This window comes from Paraburkholderia sp. USG1, from assembly GCF_031570135.1.
GTDB lineage: Bacteria > Pseudomonadota > Gammaproteobacteria > Burkholderiales > Burkholderiaceae > Paraburkholderia > Paraburkholderia dioscoreae.
Map to the genome: position 1 here is coordinate 51406 of NZ_JAMWXW010000018.1, position 17953 is coordinate 69358.

Annotated in this window: 15 protein-coding genes; 1 reads left to right on the forward strand and 14 read right to left on the reverse strand. The window is 62.1% G+C overall.

What is annotated here, in order from left to right:
• Positions 1–131 precede the first annotated feature (131 nt).
• The 10 genes from phoB to NE850_RS23285 all read right to left on the reverse strand — a co-directional run bounded on the left by phoB (position 132) and on the right by NE850_RS23285 (position 11019).
• Entirely contained in the window at positions 132–833 is a 702-nt protein-coding gene (phoB, locus tag NE850_RS23240) for a phosphate regulon transcriptional regulator PhoB (protein ID WP_006051991.1), read from the reverse strand.
• A 26-nt stretch (positions 834–859) separates the two neighbouring features.
• Positions 860–1564, reverse strand: a complete 705-nt coding sequence (gene phoU, locus NE850_RS23245; RefSeq protein WP_007181026.1) for a phosphate signaling complex protein PhoU — start codon at positions 1562–1564, stop codon at positions 860–862.
• 28 nt (positions 1565–1592) lie between these two features.
• Positions 1593–2441: a phosphate ABC transporter ATP-binding protein PstB gene (gene pstB / locus NE850_RS23250; RefSeq protein WP_007181025.1), complete on the reverse strand. Its 849-nt coding sequence runs from the start codon at positions 2439–2441 to the stop codon at positions 1593–1595.
• A 17-nt stretch (positions 2442–2458) separates the two neighbouring features.
• On the reverse strand, positions 2459–3355 hold the full coding sequence (gene pstA / locus NE850_RS23255; RefSeq protein ID WP_007181024.1) for a phosphate ABC transporter permease PstA: 897 nt from the start codon (positions 3353–3355) through the stop codon (positions 2459–2461).
• The gene (pstC, locus tag NE850_RS23260; protein WP_007181023.1) at positions 3352–4353 is read right to left on the reverse strand and encodes a phosphate ABC transporter permease PstC; all 1002 of its coding nucleotides are present in this window, start codon (positions 4351–4353) and stop codon (positions 3352–3354) included. Before pstC ends, pstA begins: the two co-directional genes overlap by 4 nt.
• Before the next feature lie 137 nt (positions 4354–4490).
• The gene (pstS, locus tag NE850_RS23265; protein ID WP_007181022.1) at positions 4491–5522 is read right to left on the reverse strand and encodes a phosphate ABC transporter substrate-binding protein PstS; all 1032 of its coding nucleotides are present in this window, start codon (positions 5520–5522) and stop codon (positions 4491–4493) included.
• A gap of 388 nt (positions 5523–5910) precedes the next feature.
• Positions 5911–7269 carry a phosphoglucosamine mutase gene (glmM, locus tag NE850_RS23270; RefSeq protein ID WP_011489247.1) on the reverse strand — a complete coding sequence of 453 codons (1359 nt, stop codon included), beginning with the start codon at positions 7267–7269 and terminating at the stop codon, positions 5911–5913.
• Between the two features lie 28 nt (positions 7270–7297).
• On the reverse strand, positions 7298–8110 hold the full coding sequence (gene folP / locus NE850_RS23275) for a dihydropteroate synthase (protein ID WP_232064265.1): 813 nt from the start codon (positions 8108–8110) through the stop codon (positions 7298–7300).
• A gap of 169 nt (positions 8111–8279) precedes the next feature.
• Positions 8280–10169 carry an ATP-dependent zinc metalloprotease FtsH gene (gene ftsH / locus NE850_RS23280; RefSeq protein ID WP_007181019.1) on the reverse strand — a complete coding sequence of 630 codons (1890 nt, stop codon included), beginning with the start codon at positions 10167–10169 and terminating at the stop codon, positions 8280–8282.
• A gap of 187 nt (positions 10170–10356) precedes the next feature.
• On the reverse strand, positions 10357–11019 hold the full coding sequence (locus NE850_RS23285; protein WP_007181018.1) for an RlmE family RNA methyltransferase: 663 nt from the start codon (positions 11017–11019) through the stop codon (positions 10357–10359).
• 203 nt (positions 11020–11222) lie between these two features.
• Here NE850_RS23285 and NE850_RS23290 point away from each other — a divergent pair, with 203 nt between their 5' ends.
• Complete coding sequence (locus NE850_RS23290) at positions 11223–11750, forward strand: YhbY family RNA-binding protein (protein WP_007181017.1); 528 nt, start codon at positions 11223–11225, stop codon at positions 11748–11750.
• 127 nt (positions 11751–11877) lie between these two features.
• Here NE850_RS23290 and NE850_RS23295 read toward each other — a convergent pair whose 3' ends face one another.
• The 4 genes from NE850_RS23295 to carA form a co-directional block, all read right to left on the reverse strand.
• Positions 11878–12396 carry a DUF4149 domain-containing protein gene (locus NE850_RS23295; protein WP_310699454.1) on the reverse strand — a complete coding sequence of 173 codons (519 nt, stop codon included), beginning with the start codon at positions 12394–12396 and terminating at the stop codon, positions 11878–11880.
• A gap of 20 nt (positions 12397–12416) precedes the next feature.
• Positions 12417–12893: a transcription elongation factor GreA gene (gene greA, locus NE850_RS23300; RefSeq protein ID WP_007181015.1), complete on the reverse strand. Its 477-nt coding sequence runs from the start codon at positions 12891–12893 to the stop codon at positions 12417–12419.
• Positions 12894–13043: 150 nt separating this feature from the next.
• Positions 13044–16298, reverse strand: a complete 3255-nt coding sequence (gene carB / locus NE850_RS23305) for a carbamoyl-phosphate synthase large subunit (protein WP_007181014.1) — start codon at positions 16296–16298, stop codon at positions 13044–13046.
• A 185-nt stretch (positions 16299–16483) separates the two neighbouring features.
• Positions 16484–17638 carry a glutamine-hydrolyzing carbamoyl-phosphate synthase small subunit gene (gene carA / locus NE850_RS23310; RefSeq protein WP_007181013.1) on the reverse strand — a complete coding sequence of 385 codons (1155 nt, stop codon included), beginning with the start codon at positions 17636–17638 and terminating at the stop codon, positions 16484–16486.
• Positions 17639–17953 lie beyond the last annotated feature (315 nt).

Consider the following 17953-nt stretch of genomic DNA (forward strand, 5'->3'; position numbering starts at 1 on the left):
TAGCGATCGAAGAGAAAAGCCCATGCACCGGAATGTGAATCACGGCGCCTGACATTGCGAAGGGTGACAAAGCGTTGCGACGATGACGTATCCGGCGCGTGCGGCCCGCACGCCGCAACCGTGAACGTCGCTCAGGCGCTCTTCGCGAGCCGGTAGCCGCTGCCGCGTACCGTCTCAATCATAGCATCGCAGCCGGCCGGCTTAAGCGCTGCGCGCAGACGCTTGATATGCACATCGACCGTACGCTCTTCGACGAATACGTGATCGCCCCACACCTGATCGAGCAATTGCGTGCGGCTGTGCACGCGCTCCGGATGCGTCATGAAGAAATGCAGCAGACGGAATTCGGTCGGGCCGAGATCGAGCTTGATCTCGCTGCCTTCGGCATGCGCGGCCACACGGTGGGTTGCCGGATCGAGCTTCAGACCGTTGATCGCGACCACGTCTTCGGTCAACTGCGGAGCACGGCGGCGCAACACCGCCTTGATGCGCGCCATCAGCTCTTTCGGCGAGAACGGTTTGGTGACGTAGTCGTCGGCACCGATTTCGAGGCCGAGCACCTTATCCTGCTCGTCGCCGCGCGCGGTCAGCATGATGATGGGGATATGCTTCGTGCGCTCGTTGTTGCGCAGATCACGCGCGAACGCAATGCCCGATTTTCCCGGCAGCATCCAGTCGAGCAGGACGAGGTCGGGCAATACGTCGCTGATCAGGTTCTGCGCCTGCTCCGCGTTGTACGCGCGAATCGGGCAGTGTCCGGCGTGTTGAAGATTGACCGAAATCAATTCGGAAATGGCGGGCTCATCTTCAATGACGAGAATGCTGCTGGGCATCGGCACCTCTGGTCCTTATATCTGGATTAACTGAGTGCTTCGCGTTCGAGCGCGTCGCGTGACTTGTGCCGCACGTCCGTACCCTTGACGATGTAAATGATGAACTCCGCGATATTCTTCGAATGGTCGCCGATCCGCTCGATCGCCTTGGCGATGAACAGAAAGTCGAGGCCCACCGAGATCGAACGCGGATCTTCCGTCATGTACGAGATCAGCTTGCGCACGAAAGCGCGGAACTCTTCGTCGATTGCCTTATCGTCGCGCACGATCTGCGCGGCGGCGACCGTGTCGAGGCGCGCGAACGCGTCCAGCGCGCGGCGCAGAATCGACACCGCCATTTCGCCCGACAGCTTGATTTCCGCGATGTTGATGGTGCGCGAAGCGCCGTCTTCCATCAAACGCTTGGTGCGCTTGGCGATCTTTTCGGCCTCGTCGCCGGCACGCTCGAGATTCGTGATGGTCTTCGAAATCGCGATCAGGAGGCGCAGGTCACGCGCGGCCGGCTGACGGCGCGCGATGATGTTGCTGCACTCTTCGTCGATTTCAATTTCCATTGCGTTCAGGCGTTCTTCCGCGGCGATCACCTGTTCGGCGACGTCGAGATCGAAATCGTTGAGCGCCTGCATGGCCTTGACGATCTGCGATTCGACCAGGCCGCCCATTTCGAGCACCTTGGAGGAAACCAGATTCAGGTCGGCGTCGAACTGGCTGGACAGGTGTTTGTCGGACATGTCGTACTCCCTTTTTTAGCTCGGCGACTTAGCCGAAGCGGCCAGTGATGTAATCCTCGGTTTCCTTGCGGACCGGCTTGATGAAGATCTTTTCGGTGTCGCCGAATTCGATCAACTCGCCGAGGTACATATAGGCAGTGTAGTCCGAACAGCGTGCCGCCTGTTGCATGTTGTGCGTGACGATCACCACCGTGTAATCGCTCTTCAGTTCGGCGATCAGCTCTTCGATACGGCCCGTGGAAATCGGGTCCAGCGCCGAACACGGCTCGTCGAGCAGCAGCACTTCCGGACGGATCGCGATTCCGCGCGCAATGCACAGACGCTGCTGCTGGCCGCCCGACAGACCGTAGCCGCTCTGGCCGAGCTTGTCCTTCACTTCATTCCACAACGCGGCCTTGGTCAGCGCCCACTCCACACGGTCGTCCATTTCCGAGCGCGGCAGCGTCTCGAACATCTTCACGCCGAACGCGATGTTGTCGTAGATCGACATCGGAAACGGCGTCGGCTTCTGGAACACCATGCCGATCCGTGCGCGCAAGAGCGAAATATCGCGCTTGGTGGTCAGCAGGTTTTCGCCGTCCATCAGGATCTCGCCTTCGGCGCGCTGCTCCGGATAGAGCGCGTACATCTTGTTGAGTGTGCGCAACAACGTGGACTTGCCGCAGCCCGACGGACCGATGAAGGCGGTCACCTTGCCTTCGGGAATCTGCAGGTTGATGTTCTTCAGCGCGTGATACTTGCCGTAGAAGAAATTCAGGTCGTTGATCTCGATCTTCGGGCGCGACGGCGCTTGCGATTGACCGCTCTGGGCGGGGTCGAAACCGGCGGGCGCGGTGGGACGCGCGATCGGATTGAGTTGAGTTTCTGCCATATTCATCGGATTACACTCCGCCCTTACTTGTTCGTGAAGATCGTGCGCGCGAGGATGTTCAGTCCCAGCACCGCGAGCGTGATCAGGAAGACGCCGGCCCACGCGAGCGATTGCCACTGCGCGAACGGGCTCATCGCAAACTTGTAGATCGTGACCGGCAGGTTCGCGACCGGCTGGTCCATGTTCAGCGAGAAGAACTGGTTCGACAGCGCCGTGAAGAGCAGCGGCGCGGTTTCACCCGCGATACGCGCCACGCCGAGCAACACGCCGGTGACGATACCCGCGATCGAAGCCTTCAGCGTGATCGACAGCACCATCTTCCACTTCGGCGTGCCGAGTGCGAAGGCTGCCTCACGCAACGCGTTCGGCACCAGTTTCAGCATGTTTTCCGTGGTGCGGATCACGATCGGAATCTGCAGCAACGCAAGCGCGAACACGCCGGCCCAGCCGCTGAAGTGGCCCATCTTCGCGACAACCAGTGCGTACACGAAGAGACCAACTACGATCGAAGGCGCCGACAGCAGAATGTCGTTGATAAACCGCGTGAAGCTCGCGAGCCAACCCCTCTGGCCGTATTCGGCGAGATACACGCCGGCCAGAATGCCGATCGGCGTGCCGACGAACGTGGCGAGCCCAACCAGCATCAGACTGCCGACGATCGCATTGGCGAGGCCACCGCCGTCGGTGTTCGGCGGCGGCGTCGATTGCGTGAACAGTTCGACGGACAAACCGCCCACGCCGAGGCGCAAGGTCGTGTACAGAATCCAGATCAGCCACACCAGACCAAACGCCATCGCGGCGAGCGACAAGGTCAGCGCGACCGCATTCTTCATGCGGCGGCGGCCTTGCAGACGTACGCGCATGGCTTCGAGCGCGGCGGCGTCGGTCGAACCCGGCATATTCAAAGTGGGCTGGCTCATTTCGCGCCCTCCCCTTTTTCGAGGCGAAGCAGCATGATCTTCGAAATCGCCAGCACGATGAAAGTAATCACGAACAGAATGAGGCCGAGTTCCATCAACGCCGACGTATGCAACCCCGGATCCGCTTCGGCGAATTCGTTGGCGAGCGCCGACGTAATGCTGTTGCCCGGCGAAAATAGCGACACGTTATCGAGCAGATTGGTGTTGCCGATCACGAACGTCACGGCCATGGTCTCGCCGAGCGCGCGGCCGAGGCCCAGCATGACGCCGCCGATCACGCCGCTCTTGGTGAAGGGCAGCACGATCTTCCACATGACTTCCCACGTCGTGCAGCCGATGCCGTAAGCCGACTCTTTCAGCAGTACCGGCGTGACTTCGAACACGTCGCGCATTACCGATGCGATGTACGGGATGATCATGATCGCGAGGATGACCCCGGCGCACAGTATGCCGATGCCGATCGGCGCGCCCTGAAACAGCGCACCGACTACCGGAATGCCGCCGAGCACGGCGCCGAGCGGCTTTTCGAACCACGTCGCGAAGATCGGCGCGAACACGAGCAGACCCCACATGCCGTACACGATCGACGGAATCGCGGCGAGCAGCTCGATCGCGATGCCGAGCGGCCGGCGCAGCCACGCGGGCGCGAGTTCAGTCAGGAAAAGCGCGATGCCGAAGCTGACGGGCACCGCGATGATGAGTGCAATGATCGAGGTGGCGATCGTGCCGTAGATCGGCACCAGGGCGCCGAACTGCTTGCTGGGTGGATCCCAGTCGGCGGTCCACAGGAAGCTGAGACCGAATTGCCTGATCGACGGCATGGACGCGACGATCAGCGAAACGATGATGCCGCCGAGCAGCAACAGGGTGACGATGGCGGCGAGGCGCGCGAGACCGCCGAAGATCACGTCGCCGGCTCGGCTGGGCGCTTTCTGCTGCGATGCGCTGCCGGGCGGGGTGGACCTGCTCGCGCCGGACGCTAATTGGATATCGGACATGAGAGCCTGATGGACCTGTTTCCAGTTGCCGTATGACACGTGTCGTGCGGCCGGTGGTGCCGGAGGGTTAAAGCCGTTGGCCGTCCCCACAAGAGGACGGCCAACGTGTTACGTACTGCGGATGCTGTGCGCCTGACTTACTCGGCGATTGCCTTGCCCGAAGCGTCCTTCACCTTCGACTTCCACTGCGTGCGGATTTCCGACACGACCGAATCCGGCAACGAGATGTAGTCCAGATCGTTCGCGGCTTGCGTGCCGTTCTTGAATGCCCAGTCGAAGAACTTCAGCGTTTCGGTGCCTTGCGCCGGCTTGTCCTGTGCCGTGTGAAGCAGCACGAACGTCGCGCCGACGATCGGCCATGCGTTCTTGCCCGGCTCGTCCGTCAGGATCTGGTAGAACGACTTCGACCAGTCCGCGCCTGCTGCCGCTGCCTTGAATGTTTCCGTCTTCGGCTCGACCACAGTGCCCGACGAGTTCTTCAGTGCGACATACGTCATGTGGTTCTGCTTCGCGTACGCCCATTCCACATAGCCGATTGCGCCCGGCAGACGTTGCACGAAGGCCGCGACGCCGTCGTTGCCCTTGCCGCCCGTGCCCGTCGGCCAGTTGACCGTCGAACCTTCACCGACCTTCGACTTCCAGTCGGCGTTGACCTTCGACAGGTAGTTCGTCCAGATGAAGCTGGTGCCCGAACCGTCGGCGCGGCGAACCACGGCGATGTCGGTATCCGGCAGCTTGACCTTCGGGTTCAGTGCAACGATCGCCGGATCGTTCCACTTCTTGATCTTGCCCAGATAGATGTCGCCGAGCACTTCGCCCGACAGCGTCAGTTCAGCCGGCTTCACGCCCGGCACGTTGACGACCGGCACCACGCCGCCGACCACCGTCGGGAACTGGAACAGGCCGTCCTTGGCCAGCTCGTCGTCCTTCAGCGGAGCGTCCGAACCAGCGAAATCGACGGTCTTCGCGACGATCTGCTTCACGCCACCCGACGAACCGATACCCTGATAGTTAACCTTGCCGCCACCCGACTTCTGGTAGGCGTCAGCCCACTTGGTGTAAATCGGTGCTGCGAAGGTACTGCCCGCGCCGGTGATGTCTGCGGCTTGCGCTGCGATCGCGAAAAGCGCGCCAGCGACGCCAGCGAACACGGTGTGCATCAATTTCATGAGACCTCCAAGGTGTGAGCGGTGTGAGCGAGTAATACGAACACCGCGAAGCTTAGGGTCTCTTTGTGACAAAAACGTGACTTACCGTGAAACGGATGTGACAGTGGGATTACTAAGGTGAAAGGCGCTTGGACGGAAAATCCGCCGGTTTGGCTGAGGGTGGGTGCGCCGCTCTACAGATTAGACGAAAAAGACGGGGCGCGAACGTTTGCGTGTGAGAAGTTGGCGAGCGTGGCGCCGACGGCGAAAGGTGGGATGTTGAGCGCGGCCCGAAAGCTAGCTGACGCAGCCGACGGTTTGGCGGTGCTTCTTTGCCGGCGGACCAGCCGACCGGCGGCGGAACGATCTTGCGATGTCCCGCCGCGCCGCGCCCAAGAAAGGGGCTGGCTTACGCAGTGGCTTGCTTCACCGCGCTGGCGATCGACTCCGCATATTGAACCGCGTCGGCGACATTTTCCGCTTCCACCATCACGCGCAGCACCGGCTCGGTGCCGGACGCGCGGATCAGCACGCGGCCGCGCCCGTTCAGCGCGTCTTCAGCCTTGGCGATGGCGCGGCGGATCACGTCGCTGCCCTTCCAGTCCGCGTCGGGCTTCATACGCACGTTGATCAGCTTTTGCGGGAACAGCGTGACGCCGCCAAGCAACTCGGCGAGCGTCTTGTCACTGCGCTTCATGGCCGCCAGCACCAGCAGGGCGGAGACGATGCCGTCGCCCGTGGAATGGCGGTCGAGAGAGAGAATATGGCCGGAGCCTTCGGCCCCGAGCTGCCAGCCGTGTTCGCGCAACTGCTCGAGCACGTAACGGTCGCCGACCGCCGCGCGTACGAACTTCACGCCGGCTTCCTGCAGCGCCACTTCCACCGCCATATTCGTCATCAGCGTGCCGACCGCGCCCTCCACCTTGCCTTCGGTGGCGATGCGGTCCTTGACGAGGATGTACAGCAATTCGTCGCCGTTATAAAGACGGCCTGCGGCATCGACCACTTGCAGGCGGTCGGCGTCGCCGTCGAGCGCAATGCCGAGGTCGGCATGATTCGCCCGCACGGCGCGCACCAGCGCATCCGGTGCGGTCGCGCCGACTCCGTCGTTGATATTGAAACCGTTCGGCGCGACGCCGATCGGAATCACATCGGCGCCGAGCTCATGGAACACGTGCGGCGCGACGTCATACGCGGCGCCATGCGCGCAGTCGACGACCAGCTTCAGACCGCGCAGATCGAACGCGGCTGGGAAGGTGCTCTTGCAGAACTCGATATAGCGGCCGGCCGCGTCGTCGAGACGCCGCGCCTTGCCGAGTTGCTCCGATGCCGCGCAGGCGAGCGGCTGATCGAGCTGCTCTTCGATCTGCGCTTCCACTTCGTCCGGCAGCTTGTTGCCGTCGGCGGAGAAAAATTTGATACCGTTGTCGTAGTACGGGTTGTGCGACGCGCTGATCACCACGCCCGCGGCGAGCCGCAGCGCGCGCGTCAGATAGGCGATACCGGGAGTCGGCATCGGGCCGGCCAGCATCACATCCACGCCCGCCGCGGAAAAGCCCGCTTCGAGCGCCGCTTCGAGCATGTAGCCCGACACCCGCGTGTCTTTACCGATCAGCACGGTTGGCCGCGTGCCCGTCTTCGCCCAGCGGTCCGCGCCCGCCAGCACCTTGCCGGCCGCGTAGCCGAGCCGCAATACAAATTCCGGCGTGATAGGTCCTTCGCCGACTTTGCCCCGAATGCCGTCCGTTCCGAAATAACGACGTGCCATGTTTTATATTCCTCCTTGGCTTGTGGGCTCAACCGCGCGCGCGGCTGTGATTCGCCGCTTCGCGCATGGCTGCCCAGACTTTCAATGCATCTACTGTTTGCGCGACGTCGTGCACGCGCAGAATCGCAGCGCCCCGTTCAGCGGCGCACACCGCCGCTGCAATACTGCCCGCGACGCGTTCCGGCGCCGGGCGTCCCACCACCGCGCCGATCATCGACTTGCGCGACATGCCGGCAAGAATCGGATACGGCGGCTCGGCCTGCGGCGCCGTATCCGGCAGGTGCGCGAGCAGCGCGTAATTATGCTCGACCACGGCCTTGCCGAAGCCGAAACCCGGATCCACGCTAATGCGGGCACGCGCGACGCCCGCCTGCTCGAGCGTGGCGACCCGCTCCTCGAGAAAGTCCCGAACCGCGCTCACCACGTCGTCATAGACAGGCTCGCCGAGTTGCATGGTCTGCGGCTCGCCAAGCATATGCATGACGCATAGACCGCATTCACTGTCGCACACCGCGCCGATTGCGCCGGGCATCCGGAAACCCCAGATGTCGTTGATCATATCGGCACCCGCGGCCAATGCGTGGCGCATCACTTCGGGCTTGTATGTGTCGACCGATAGCGGCACATTCGCGCCGCGCAATTGCTCGACGAGGGGAATCACCCGCTCCAGTTCATCGTTGAGCGGCACCGGCGGCGCGCCCGGCCGCGTCGATTCGCCGCCGATGTCGATGATGTCCGCGCCGTCGAGCATCATGCGCTCGGCCTGGCGCAACGCATCGCCGCGCATTGCGTATTGGCCGCCGTCGGAAAAAGAATCAGGGGTGACGTTCAGAATGCCCATCACCAACGGACGTTCGAAGCTCAGTTTGAAGCGGCCGCACTGTAACGGCTCGGGAATAGGCAGAGAGGGGAATTCGACTTTCGACACGTGGCGGTGCTTCGCGCAAACGGATAAATGCAAAACGGGCCGGTGTGAAACACACCGGCCCGCACTTTCTACTGGTCGCCGATCAGGCCGGCGCCGTTGCGCTACCGGGCTTGACCTCGGTACCCGGACTGCCGCCCGACGAGGCGTCGGTTGCCGACGGCGTCGAGCTCTTCGGCGAACGCGGCGGACGGCCGGCCATGATGTCGTTGATCTGATCGGCGTCGATCGTTTCCCACTCCATCAGCGCGGCGGTCATTGCTTCGACCTTGTCGCGGTTCTCGTCCAGCAGGCGCTTCGCGAGGTTGTACTGCTCGTCCAGCACGCGGCGGATTTCGGCGTCGACCTTCTGCTGCGTTGCTTCCGAAATGGTGCGCGTGAAACCACGCCCGAACGGCGTTGCGTCGTTTTCGTCGTCGACGTAGACCATCGGTCCGAGTGCGTCCGTCATACCAAAGCGAGCCACCATTGCACGCGCCGTTTGCGTCGCCTTGTTGAAGTCGTCCGACGCACCGGTGCTGATCAGGTTCAGGAACAACTCTTCCGCCACCCGGCCACCGAACAGGATCGCGAGACGATCCAGCAGGTAGTCCTTCGAATACGTTTCGTTGTCATGCTCCGGCAACTGCCACGTCACGCCCAGCGCACGGCCGCGCGGAATGATCGTGACCTTGTGCACCGGATCCGCCTTCGGCAACAGCTTGGCAATCACCGCGTGGCCCGACTCGTGGTACGCCGTGGCACGCTTCGATTCTTCGCGGATCACAGCCGACTTGCGCTCCGGACCCATGAAGATCTTGTCCTTCGCGTCTTCGAAGTCCGTCATCTCGACGATCCGCTTGCCGCGGCGTGCCGCGAACAAGGCCGCTTCATTCACGAGATTCGCGAGATCGGCGCCCGAGAAACCCGGGGTGCCGCGTGCGATCACCGCTGCGTCGACGTCGTTCGAAATCGGCACCTTGCGCAGGTGGACCTTCATGATGTGCTCCCGGCCGCGAATGTCCGGCAGGCCTACATACACCTGACGGTCGAAACGGCCCGGACGCAGCAGCGCCTTGTCGAGCACGTCCGAACGGTTCGTTGCAGCGATCACGATCACGCCCGAGTTCGCTTCGAAGCCGTCCATCTCGACCAGCATCTGGTTCAGCGTCTGTTCACGTTCGTCATTACCGCCGCCCATGCCGGCGCCGCGATGACGGCCGACCGCGTCGATTTCGTCGATGAACACGATGCACGGCGCGTGCTTCTTGGCTTGTTCGAACATGTCGCGCACACGAGCCGCGCCGACACCCACGAACATTTCGACGAAGTCCGAACCCGAGATGCTGAAGAACGGTACTTTCGCCTCACCGGCGATGGCCCGCGCCAGCAGCGTCTTACCGGTTCCCGGCGGGCCGACCAGCAGCACGCCGCGCGGAATACGGCCGCCCAGCTTCTGAAATTTCTGCGGATCGCGCAGGAAGTCGACCAGTTCGGAGACTTCTTCCTTGGCTTCGTCGCAACCGGCGACGTCGGTGAAATTGATTGCGTTGTTGTTTTCGTCGATCAGACGTGCACGGGATTTACCGAACGAGAACGCACCGCCTTTCCCGCCTCCCTGCATCTGTCGCATCATGTAGAACCAGAAACCGATGATCAGGATCGTCGGTCCGAGGTAGTACAGCGCGGACACCAGCGCATTGGGTTCGTCATCAGCCTTGCCGCTCACCTGAACGCCATACTTCATCAGATCGCCGACCATCCAGATGTCGCCGGGCGACACGATCTGGTACTTCTGGCCGTCTGCTGGAGTGACCGTAAGGTTCCGCCCCTGGACAATGACGTTCTTGACTTTGCCGTTCTTTGCGTCGTCCATGAACTGCGAATAGGAAACGCCTTCCTGGACACGGGGCTTGTCGAACTGCTTGAACACCGTAAACAGCACCAGTGCGATAACCAGCCACACTGCTGCTTTCGAAAACATATTGTTGTTCAAAGCACCACTCCTTCACTTAGACGGGCGCCTACATTTTCCTTGCGGCACCACGAAAGCATTCTAATCCAGTCCGCAGACCCCTGCCATAAGGTTTCACTACCACAGAAATAGGACAACGTGCCATTGCAGCACCCATTCCCGAGGCCATGATCGCATGGCGGCAGAGGCTGAACCGTTCTGCAGCCCCCTATGCGGGCCGCTTGAGATGCTTACCCAAAATAAACGTTTCTGACGACTTGTCCCGCGAGGCTTTCGGCTTGCGGGCCGCCACCACCTTGAACTGATGCTTGAACTTTTCGACAATCTGGCTGTAACCGCTGCCGTGAAAGCATTTGACTAAAAGGGCACCATCCGGTTTCAGGTGATTTTGCGAGAATTCCAGTGCGAGATCGCAGAGATGCTCGATCCGCGCGGCATCCGCCACCGCCACTCCCGACAGGTTGGGAGCCATATCCGAAATTACAAGGTCAACCTGGCGTTCTCCGACCAATTCTTCCAGTTGCGCGATAACCGAGTCTTCGCGAAAGTCGCCCTGAATGAAGTGGACGTCGGCGATCGGCTCCATTGGCAGCAGATCCAGCGCGATGATCGTGCCGTCGATCCCGCCTTCGCGCTCGGCGTCGCGCTGAGCGCCTTTGGCAAGCTTGTTGCGGGCGTACTGGCTCCAGCTGCCCGGCGTCGAGCCAAGGTCGACGATGACCTGCCCCGCGCGGATCAGCTTGTCCTGTTCGTCGATTTCCTTGAGCTTGTAGGCGGCGCGGGCGCGATAGCCTTCCCGCTGCGCCATTTTCACGTACGGATCGTTGATGTGGTCATGCAGCCACGCGGTATTGAACTTGTTTTTTGCCATTAAACGTTGAACTCTTGCTGCGTGATGTCACGCTTTAGCGGATAATACGCGGTTAATTCGCGCGGCCACCGCCAAAACTGGCGGCCATCCGCGATTCTGTTGTTCTGACGCGCCGCCCTGCCGGATCGCCTCGAATCAAGTCAATCGAACGACTGAACCGGGGAACGCAGGTGTCGCCATTTTAGTCGAGTCTCCCACTTTCCATGCCCGCCCTCAAAGTCTCTTCCGATCAACGCGCCGAGTTGCGCTCCCAGGCACATGCGCTCAAACCGGTCGTGCTCGTCGGCGCCGAAGGCTTGACCGACGCTGTGCTCTCCGAGATCAAGGTTCACCTTGGCGCTCATCAGCTCATCAAAATCCGCGTGTTCGGCGACGAACGCGAAGCGCGCCTTGCGATCTACGAAGAAATCTGCGAGAAGCTGAACGCGGCGCCGATCCAACATATCGGCAAGCTGCTGGTGATCTGGAAACCGGAAGCCGCACAACCGGCGGTGAAGGCCAAACGCGGCGCGCTGCCGAGCGCGCGCGAAGCCGCTGTGGAAGCCAAACCGGGCAAGGGCCGCGCGCCGCGCGTCGTAACGGTCGTGAAGCCCAGCGAAATCCCGATGCGCAAACCCAAGGCCAAAGCGGTCGTGGTGCGCGGCAATGAACGTGTGACTCAAGGCGGCAACATCAAGCGCGCCAAGAAGCGCCAAAGCAGCGCGAAGCGCGCCCATCAGTCGTCGAAATAAGCGAAAGATGAGGGGTGCGGGCAAATTCCGCACCTCGGCGCTGACTGCCAGCCATGACCTGCAAGCTCTACATTGCTCGTGCAAATCGCCAAGGCGATTTGCACGCAAACCGGAGAGTCTCCGCCAGTCAACCGCGTTGGCCCGTGACCTTGCCCGCCGTGCCGCAGGCACCGTGCTCCGCCGCAGCACCGCTTGCACCCGCGGGTAACTTCCACACCAGCGCCACGCCCAGCAGGCTTTCGATCAGATAGAACAGACTCGACACGCCGTGCAAAATGCCAAAGCGCGTCGCATAAGCCGAATGTCCGACATCGCTGCCCGCTTCGAGCGCGGCAACGCGCATTGCATTCATGAACGGCTGCAACGCGAAATAGCCGATCAGCACGCACACCAGCATGCTCGCGATCAGCCAGCGCAACCGGCGATAGGTGTCACCGCCGCGGCGAACCAGTACATTCGCGAGACCCAGCAGCAAAATGCCGCACACCGCCCCGAGCACCCCTTCAATGCGGAACAGTTGCGCCGCGACCGCGCCCGCCGTCATCCGGTCGAGTGAGGTGAACAGCACGGGCGCGACGGCATAGCCGATAGTCAGCAGACTGCCGACCCATACCACCGTAAATAACCGGAATAGTCGATGTGGCATCTGGGGCACCAGCGGCGCGTTCAAACGTAGCTGACCGCGATGATTTCGTATTCGCGCACGCCACCCGGTGCCTGCACCGATGCAACGTCGCCCTCCGACTTGCCGATCAGGGCACGCGCAATCGGCGAGCTGATCGAGATCAGACCGTGGTCGATATCCGCTTCGTCGTCGCCGACGATCTGATACTTGACGGACGCACCCGAATTCAGGTCTTCCAGCTCCACCGTTGCGCCGAACACCACGCGACCGTCCGCTTCCACCGCCGCCGGATCGATCACTTGCGCGCCGGCCAGCTTCGATTCAATTTCGGCGATCCGGCCTTCGATAAAGCCCTGCTTTTCCTTCGCCGCGTCGTATTCCGCGTTTTCCGACAGATCGCCCTGGGCACGCGCTTCCGCGATCGAATTGATCACCGAGGGACGCTCAACCGATTTCAGGCGCTGCAATTCATCGCGCAACATTTCCGCGCCGCGCTTAGTCAATGGAACAGTGCTCATAAACAACTCTATGCAAAAAACAGCCGTAAAAAAAATCACCGCGGTTAAGTGCATTCCGCGGGGGCAGAGCACCGGGCAAAACCCGGCGCCAAGCACCTGCGGAACGCCGCTTAACCGCGGCACTTACATCTTGGACAGGTATTCGAAGCCTTAGTTTAGGCGAGCGTGCAGGCCTTGTAAATCATAGACTTCCAGGTCCTTCAAATAGCGCAAACCTTCCACTGCTGCGCGCGCGCCGGACATGGTCGTGTAGTACGTGACCTTGTTCGCCTGGGCGCTCATGCGGATCGAACGCGAATCGGCGATCGCGGCACGGGTTTCGTCGACGGTCGTGAAGACCAGCGCGATTTCCCCGTTCTTGATCATGTCGACGATGTGCGGACGGCCGTCCTTCACCTTGTTGACGACCTTGACGGGCACGCCGGCCGCTTCGATCGCGGCGGCCGTACCCTTGGTCGCGACGATCGGATAACCGAGCTCGTGCAGCATGCGCGCGACTTCGACGGCCTTCGGCTTGTCCGCGTCCATCACGGTCAACAGCACCGTGCCCGACTCCGGCAAACGCGAACCCGCCGCGAGTTGCGATTTGAACAAAGCTTCGCCGAACGTCTGGCCCACGCCCATCACTTCGCCGGTCGAACGCATTTCCGGTCCGAGCACCGGATCGACGGCCGGGAACTTGACGAACGGGAACACCGCTTCCTTCACGCTGAAGTACGGCGGGTCGATTTCCTTCGTCACGCCTTGCTGCGCGAGCGTCTGGCCGACCATGGCGCGCGCCGCGATCTTCGCGAGCGGCAGGCTGGTGGCCTTCGACACGTACGGCACCGTGCGCGAAGCGCGCGGATTCACTTCGAGCACGTAGATGACGTCTTCTTTCGAACCGTCCGCCTGCGGCACCTGCTGGATCGCGAACTGCACGTTCATCAGGCCGACCACGTTCAGCGCCCGAGCCATTGCGCCTGTCTGGCGCTTCAGCTCAGCCACGGTTTCCTTCGACAGCGAATACGGCGGCAGCGAGCACGCCGAGTCGCCCGAGTGAACGCCGGCCTGTTCGATGTGCTCCATCACGCCGCCGATGAACACCGCCTCACCGTCGGAGATGCAATCCACGTCGCATTCGATCGCGTCGTTCAGGAAGCGGTCGAGCAGCACCGGCGAGTCGTTCGACACCTTCACGGCCTCGCGCATGTAGCGCTCGAGGTCGCGCGGCTCGTGGACGATTTCCATGGCACGGCCGCCCAGCACGTACGACGGACGCACCACCAGCGGATAGCCGATTTCGTCGGCGAGCTTGAGCGCTTCGTCTTCGGCGCGCGCGGTGCGGTTCGGCGGCTGACGCAGACCGAGATCCTGCAGCAGCTTCTGGAAACGCTCGCGGTCTTCCGCGGCGTCGATCATGTCCGGCGACGTGCCGACGATCGGCACACCGTTCGCTTCGAGATCGAGCGCGAGCTTCAGCGGCGTTTGACCGCCGTATTGCACGATCACGCCGACCGGCTTTTCCTTGTCGACGATTTCGAGCACGTCTTCGAGCGTCAGCGATTCGAAGTACAGACGATCGGACGTGTCGTAGTCGGTCGAAACGGTTTCAGGGTTGCAGTTGACCATGATCGTTTCATAACCGTCTTCGCGCATGGCGAGCGCGGCATGCACGCAGCAGTAGTCGAACTCGATGCCCTGGCCGATCCGGTTCGGGCCGCCGCCCAGCACCATGATTTTCTTGTTGTTCGTTGGGTTCGCCTCGCACTCTTCCTCGTAGGTCGAGTACATGTAGGCCGTTTTCGTGGCGAACTCGGCCGCGCACGTGTCGACGCGCTTGTACACCGGGCGCACGTTCAACTCGATACGACGTTGACGCACTTCCGCCGGCTTCGCGCCAAGCAACTTCGCCAGACGACGATCCGAGAAGCCGCTCTGCTTCAGATACTTCAGCTCCTCCTTCGAAAGGCTCGCGAGCGTGCGGCCGGCCAGCGCCTTTTCCTTCAGGACGATCTGCTCGATCTGCGCGAGGAACCACGGATCGATCGAGGTTTCTTCGAAAATCTCCTCGGCCGTCATGCCGACCCGGAACGCGTCGCCCACGAACCAGATACGGTCCGGACCGGCTTCGCCGATCTCGCGGATGATCTCGTCGCGGTTATCGGTCTTTTCGTCCAGACCGTCCACGCCGACTTCCAGACCGCGCAGCGCCTTCTGGAACGACTCCTGGAAGGTGCGGCCGATCGCCATCACTTCGCCAACCGACTTCATCTGCGTGGTCAGGCGCGAATCGGCTTCGCGGAATTTTTCGAACGCGAAACGCGGGATCTTGGTAACGACATAGTCGATGGTCGGTTCGAACGACGCCGGGGTCTGGCCGCCGGTGATTTCGTTCTTCAACTCGTCCAGCGTATAGCCCACCGCGAGCTTGGCCGCGACCTTGGCAATCGGGAAACCCGTTGCCTTCGAAGCGAGCGCCGACGAACGCGACACACGCGGATTCATTTCGATCACGATCATCCGGCCGTCTTTCGGATTGATCGAGAACTGCACGTTCGAACCGCCGGTGTCGACGCCGATCTCGCGCAACACCGCGAGCGATGCGTTACGCAGGATCTGATATTCCTTGTCCGTGAGCGTTTGCGCCGGCGCGACGGTGATCGAGTCGCCGGTGTGGATGCCCATCGGGTCCAGGTTTTCGATCGAGCAGACGATGATGCAGTTGTCCTTCTTGTCGCGGACCACTTCCATCTCATACTCTTTCCAGCCGAGCAGCGACTCTTCGATCAGCAGTTCGCGCGTGGGCGACAGATCGAGACCGCGCTTGCAGATCTCTTCGAACTCGTCGCGGTTGTACGCGATGCCACCGCCCGAACCGCCCAGCGTGAACGACGGACGAATCACCACCGGATAGCCGCCGCTGCCGGTTTGCGCAGCGATTTCCGCTTGCACCTGGAGCGCTTCTTCCATGGAATGCGCGGTGCCCGATTTGGCCGAACCGAGGCCGATCTTGGTCATCGCGTCTTTGAACTTCTGGCGGTCTTCCGCCTTGTCGATGGCTTCCGGCGACGCGCCGATCAACTCGACCTTGTATTTCTCCAGCACGCCGTGCGCGTGCAGATCGAGCGCGCAGTTCAGCGCGGTCTGGCCGCCCATCGTCGGCAGGATCGCGTCGGGGCGCTCCTTCGCGATGATGCGCTCGACCACTTCCCACGTGATCGGCTCGATGTAGGTCACGTCGGCCGTGTTCGGGTCGGTCATGATCGTCGCCGGATTGCTGTTGACGAGAATGACCTTGTAGCCTTCCTCACGCAGCGCCTTGCATGCCTGCGCGCCCGAGTAGTCGAACTCGCACGCCTGGCCGATGATGATCGGACCCGCGCCGATAATGAGGATGCTCTTGATGTCTGTCCGCTTGGGCATAACGCTCTCGCTAATGTATTCCTGAATTCTTTCCGTCGGCGCGCGTCGCTGCTACGTTGCGCGCGCTCTGCTCTGTCTGGTCCGGCTCGCCGCTTGTGCGTCGCTGTTCGCCGTTGTGCGCAGCGTGTGCGCCGGTCACGCGCGGCGCGGTGTGAACCGTGCGCCGCCGGGACGTGTCTGCCGCCTTATGCCGCCGCGGTCTTGCCGGCCTTCTTCGTGTCCATCAACGCCGTGAAGCGGTCGAACAGATAGGCGATGTCGTGCGGACCGGGCGACGCTTCCGGGTGGCCCTGGAAGCAGAACGCCGGCTTGTCGGTCAGCGCGAAGCCCTGCAGCGTGCCGTCGAACAGCGAGACGTGCGTGACGCGGGCATTGGCGGGCAGCGTGTCGGCATCGACCGCGAAGCCGTGGTTCTGCGACGTGATCACCACGCGGCCGTCGTCCAGATCTTTCACCGGATGGTTCGCGCCGTGATGGCCGGTCTTCATCTTCATGGTTTTGGCGCCGAGCGCGAGGCCCATGATCTGATGGCCGAGGCAGATGCCAAAGGTCGGAATGCCGCGCTCGATCAGTTCCTTCGTGGCGCGAATTGCGTAGTCGCACGGTTCCGGGTCGCCCGGACCGTTCGACAGGAAGACGCCGTCCGGATCGAGCGCGAGCGCGTCAGCGGCGGAAGCTTCCGCCGGCAGCACGGTGACGTGACAGCCGCGTTCGGCCAGCATGCGCAGGATGTTGTACTTGACGCCGTAGTCGAACGCCACCACGCGGTACTTCGGCGCATTTTGCGTGCCGTAGCCGCTGCCCAGCCGCCATTCGGTCTGGGTCCACTCATAGGATTCCTTCGTCGACACGACCTTCGCGAGGTCCATGCCCGAAAGGCCCGGGAACGAGCGTGCGAGTTCGACGGCGCGGGCTTCGTCGTCCGAACCGGCGAGGATCGCGCCGTTCTGCGCGCCCTTGTCGCGCAGAACGCGGGTGAGCATGCGGGTATCGAGACCGGCGATGGCAACCACGCCTTCGTCCTGCAGGTATTGCTGGAGCGTGCGCTCCATGCGGAAGTTCGACGCGAGAACCGGCAGATCGCGAATGATCAGGCCGGCGGCATGGACTTTCGTAGCTTCGACGTCTTCGGCGTTCACGCCGACGTTGCCGATATGCGGATACGTGAGGGTCACGATCTGGCGCGCGTAGCTCGGGTCAGTCAGGATTTCCTGATAGCCGGTGATAGCGGTGTTGAACACGACTTCGCCGATGGTATGCCCGGGGGCGCCGATCGAGTAACCACGAAAGACCGTGCCGTCGGCGAGCGCGAGCAGAGCGGGAGAAAATGACGGCAACACGGGAGACTCCTTGGGGAACACCCTGTTGCCGACCTGTCTATCCGACTGCGAGCCGCAGCGAAACGCATCCACGGGATGCGCGCGCAGACTCGCTCGCGAACTGCCGTTGACGTTGCAAGGCGCGCGATGGGTCCATTGTGTGGACGGATCGGCTGGGGAACTGGTCCTCGGGCCCTGCTTGCTACGCCAGCGGCGCGCGGCGGATGAACGGTATGGGAGAGGTAGGCGCTAGGGTGCGGGTTGATAAGCTCAAACCTTGAAATTATAGCGCGAAAGTGTCCTTCCTTCCAAATCCGAGATGGCGTGCGCGCGTGG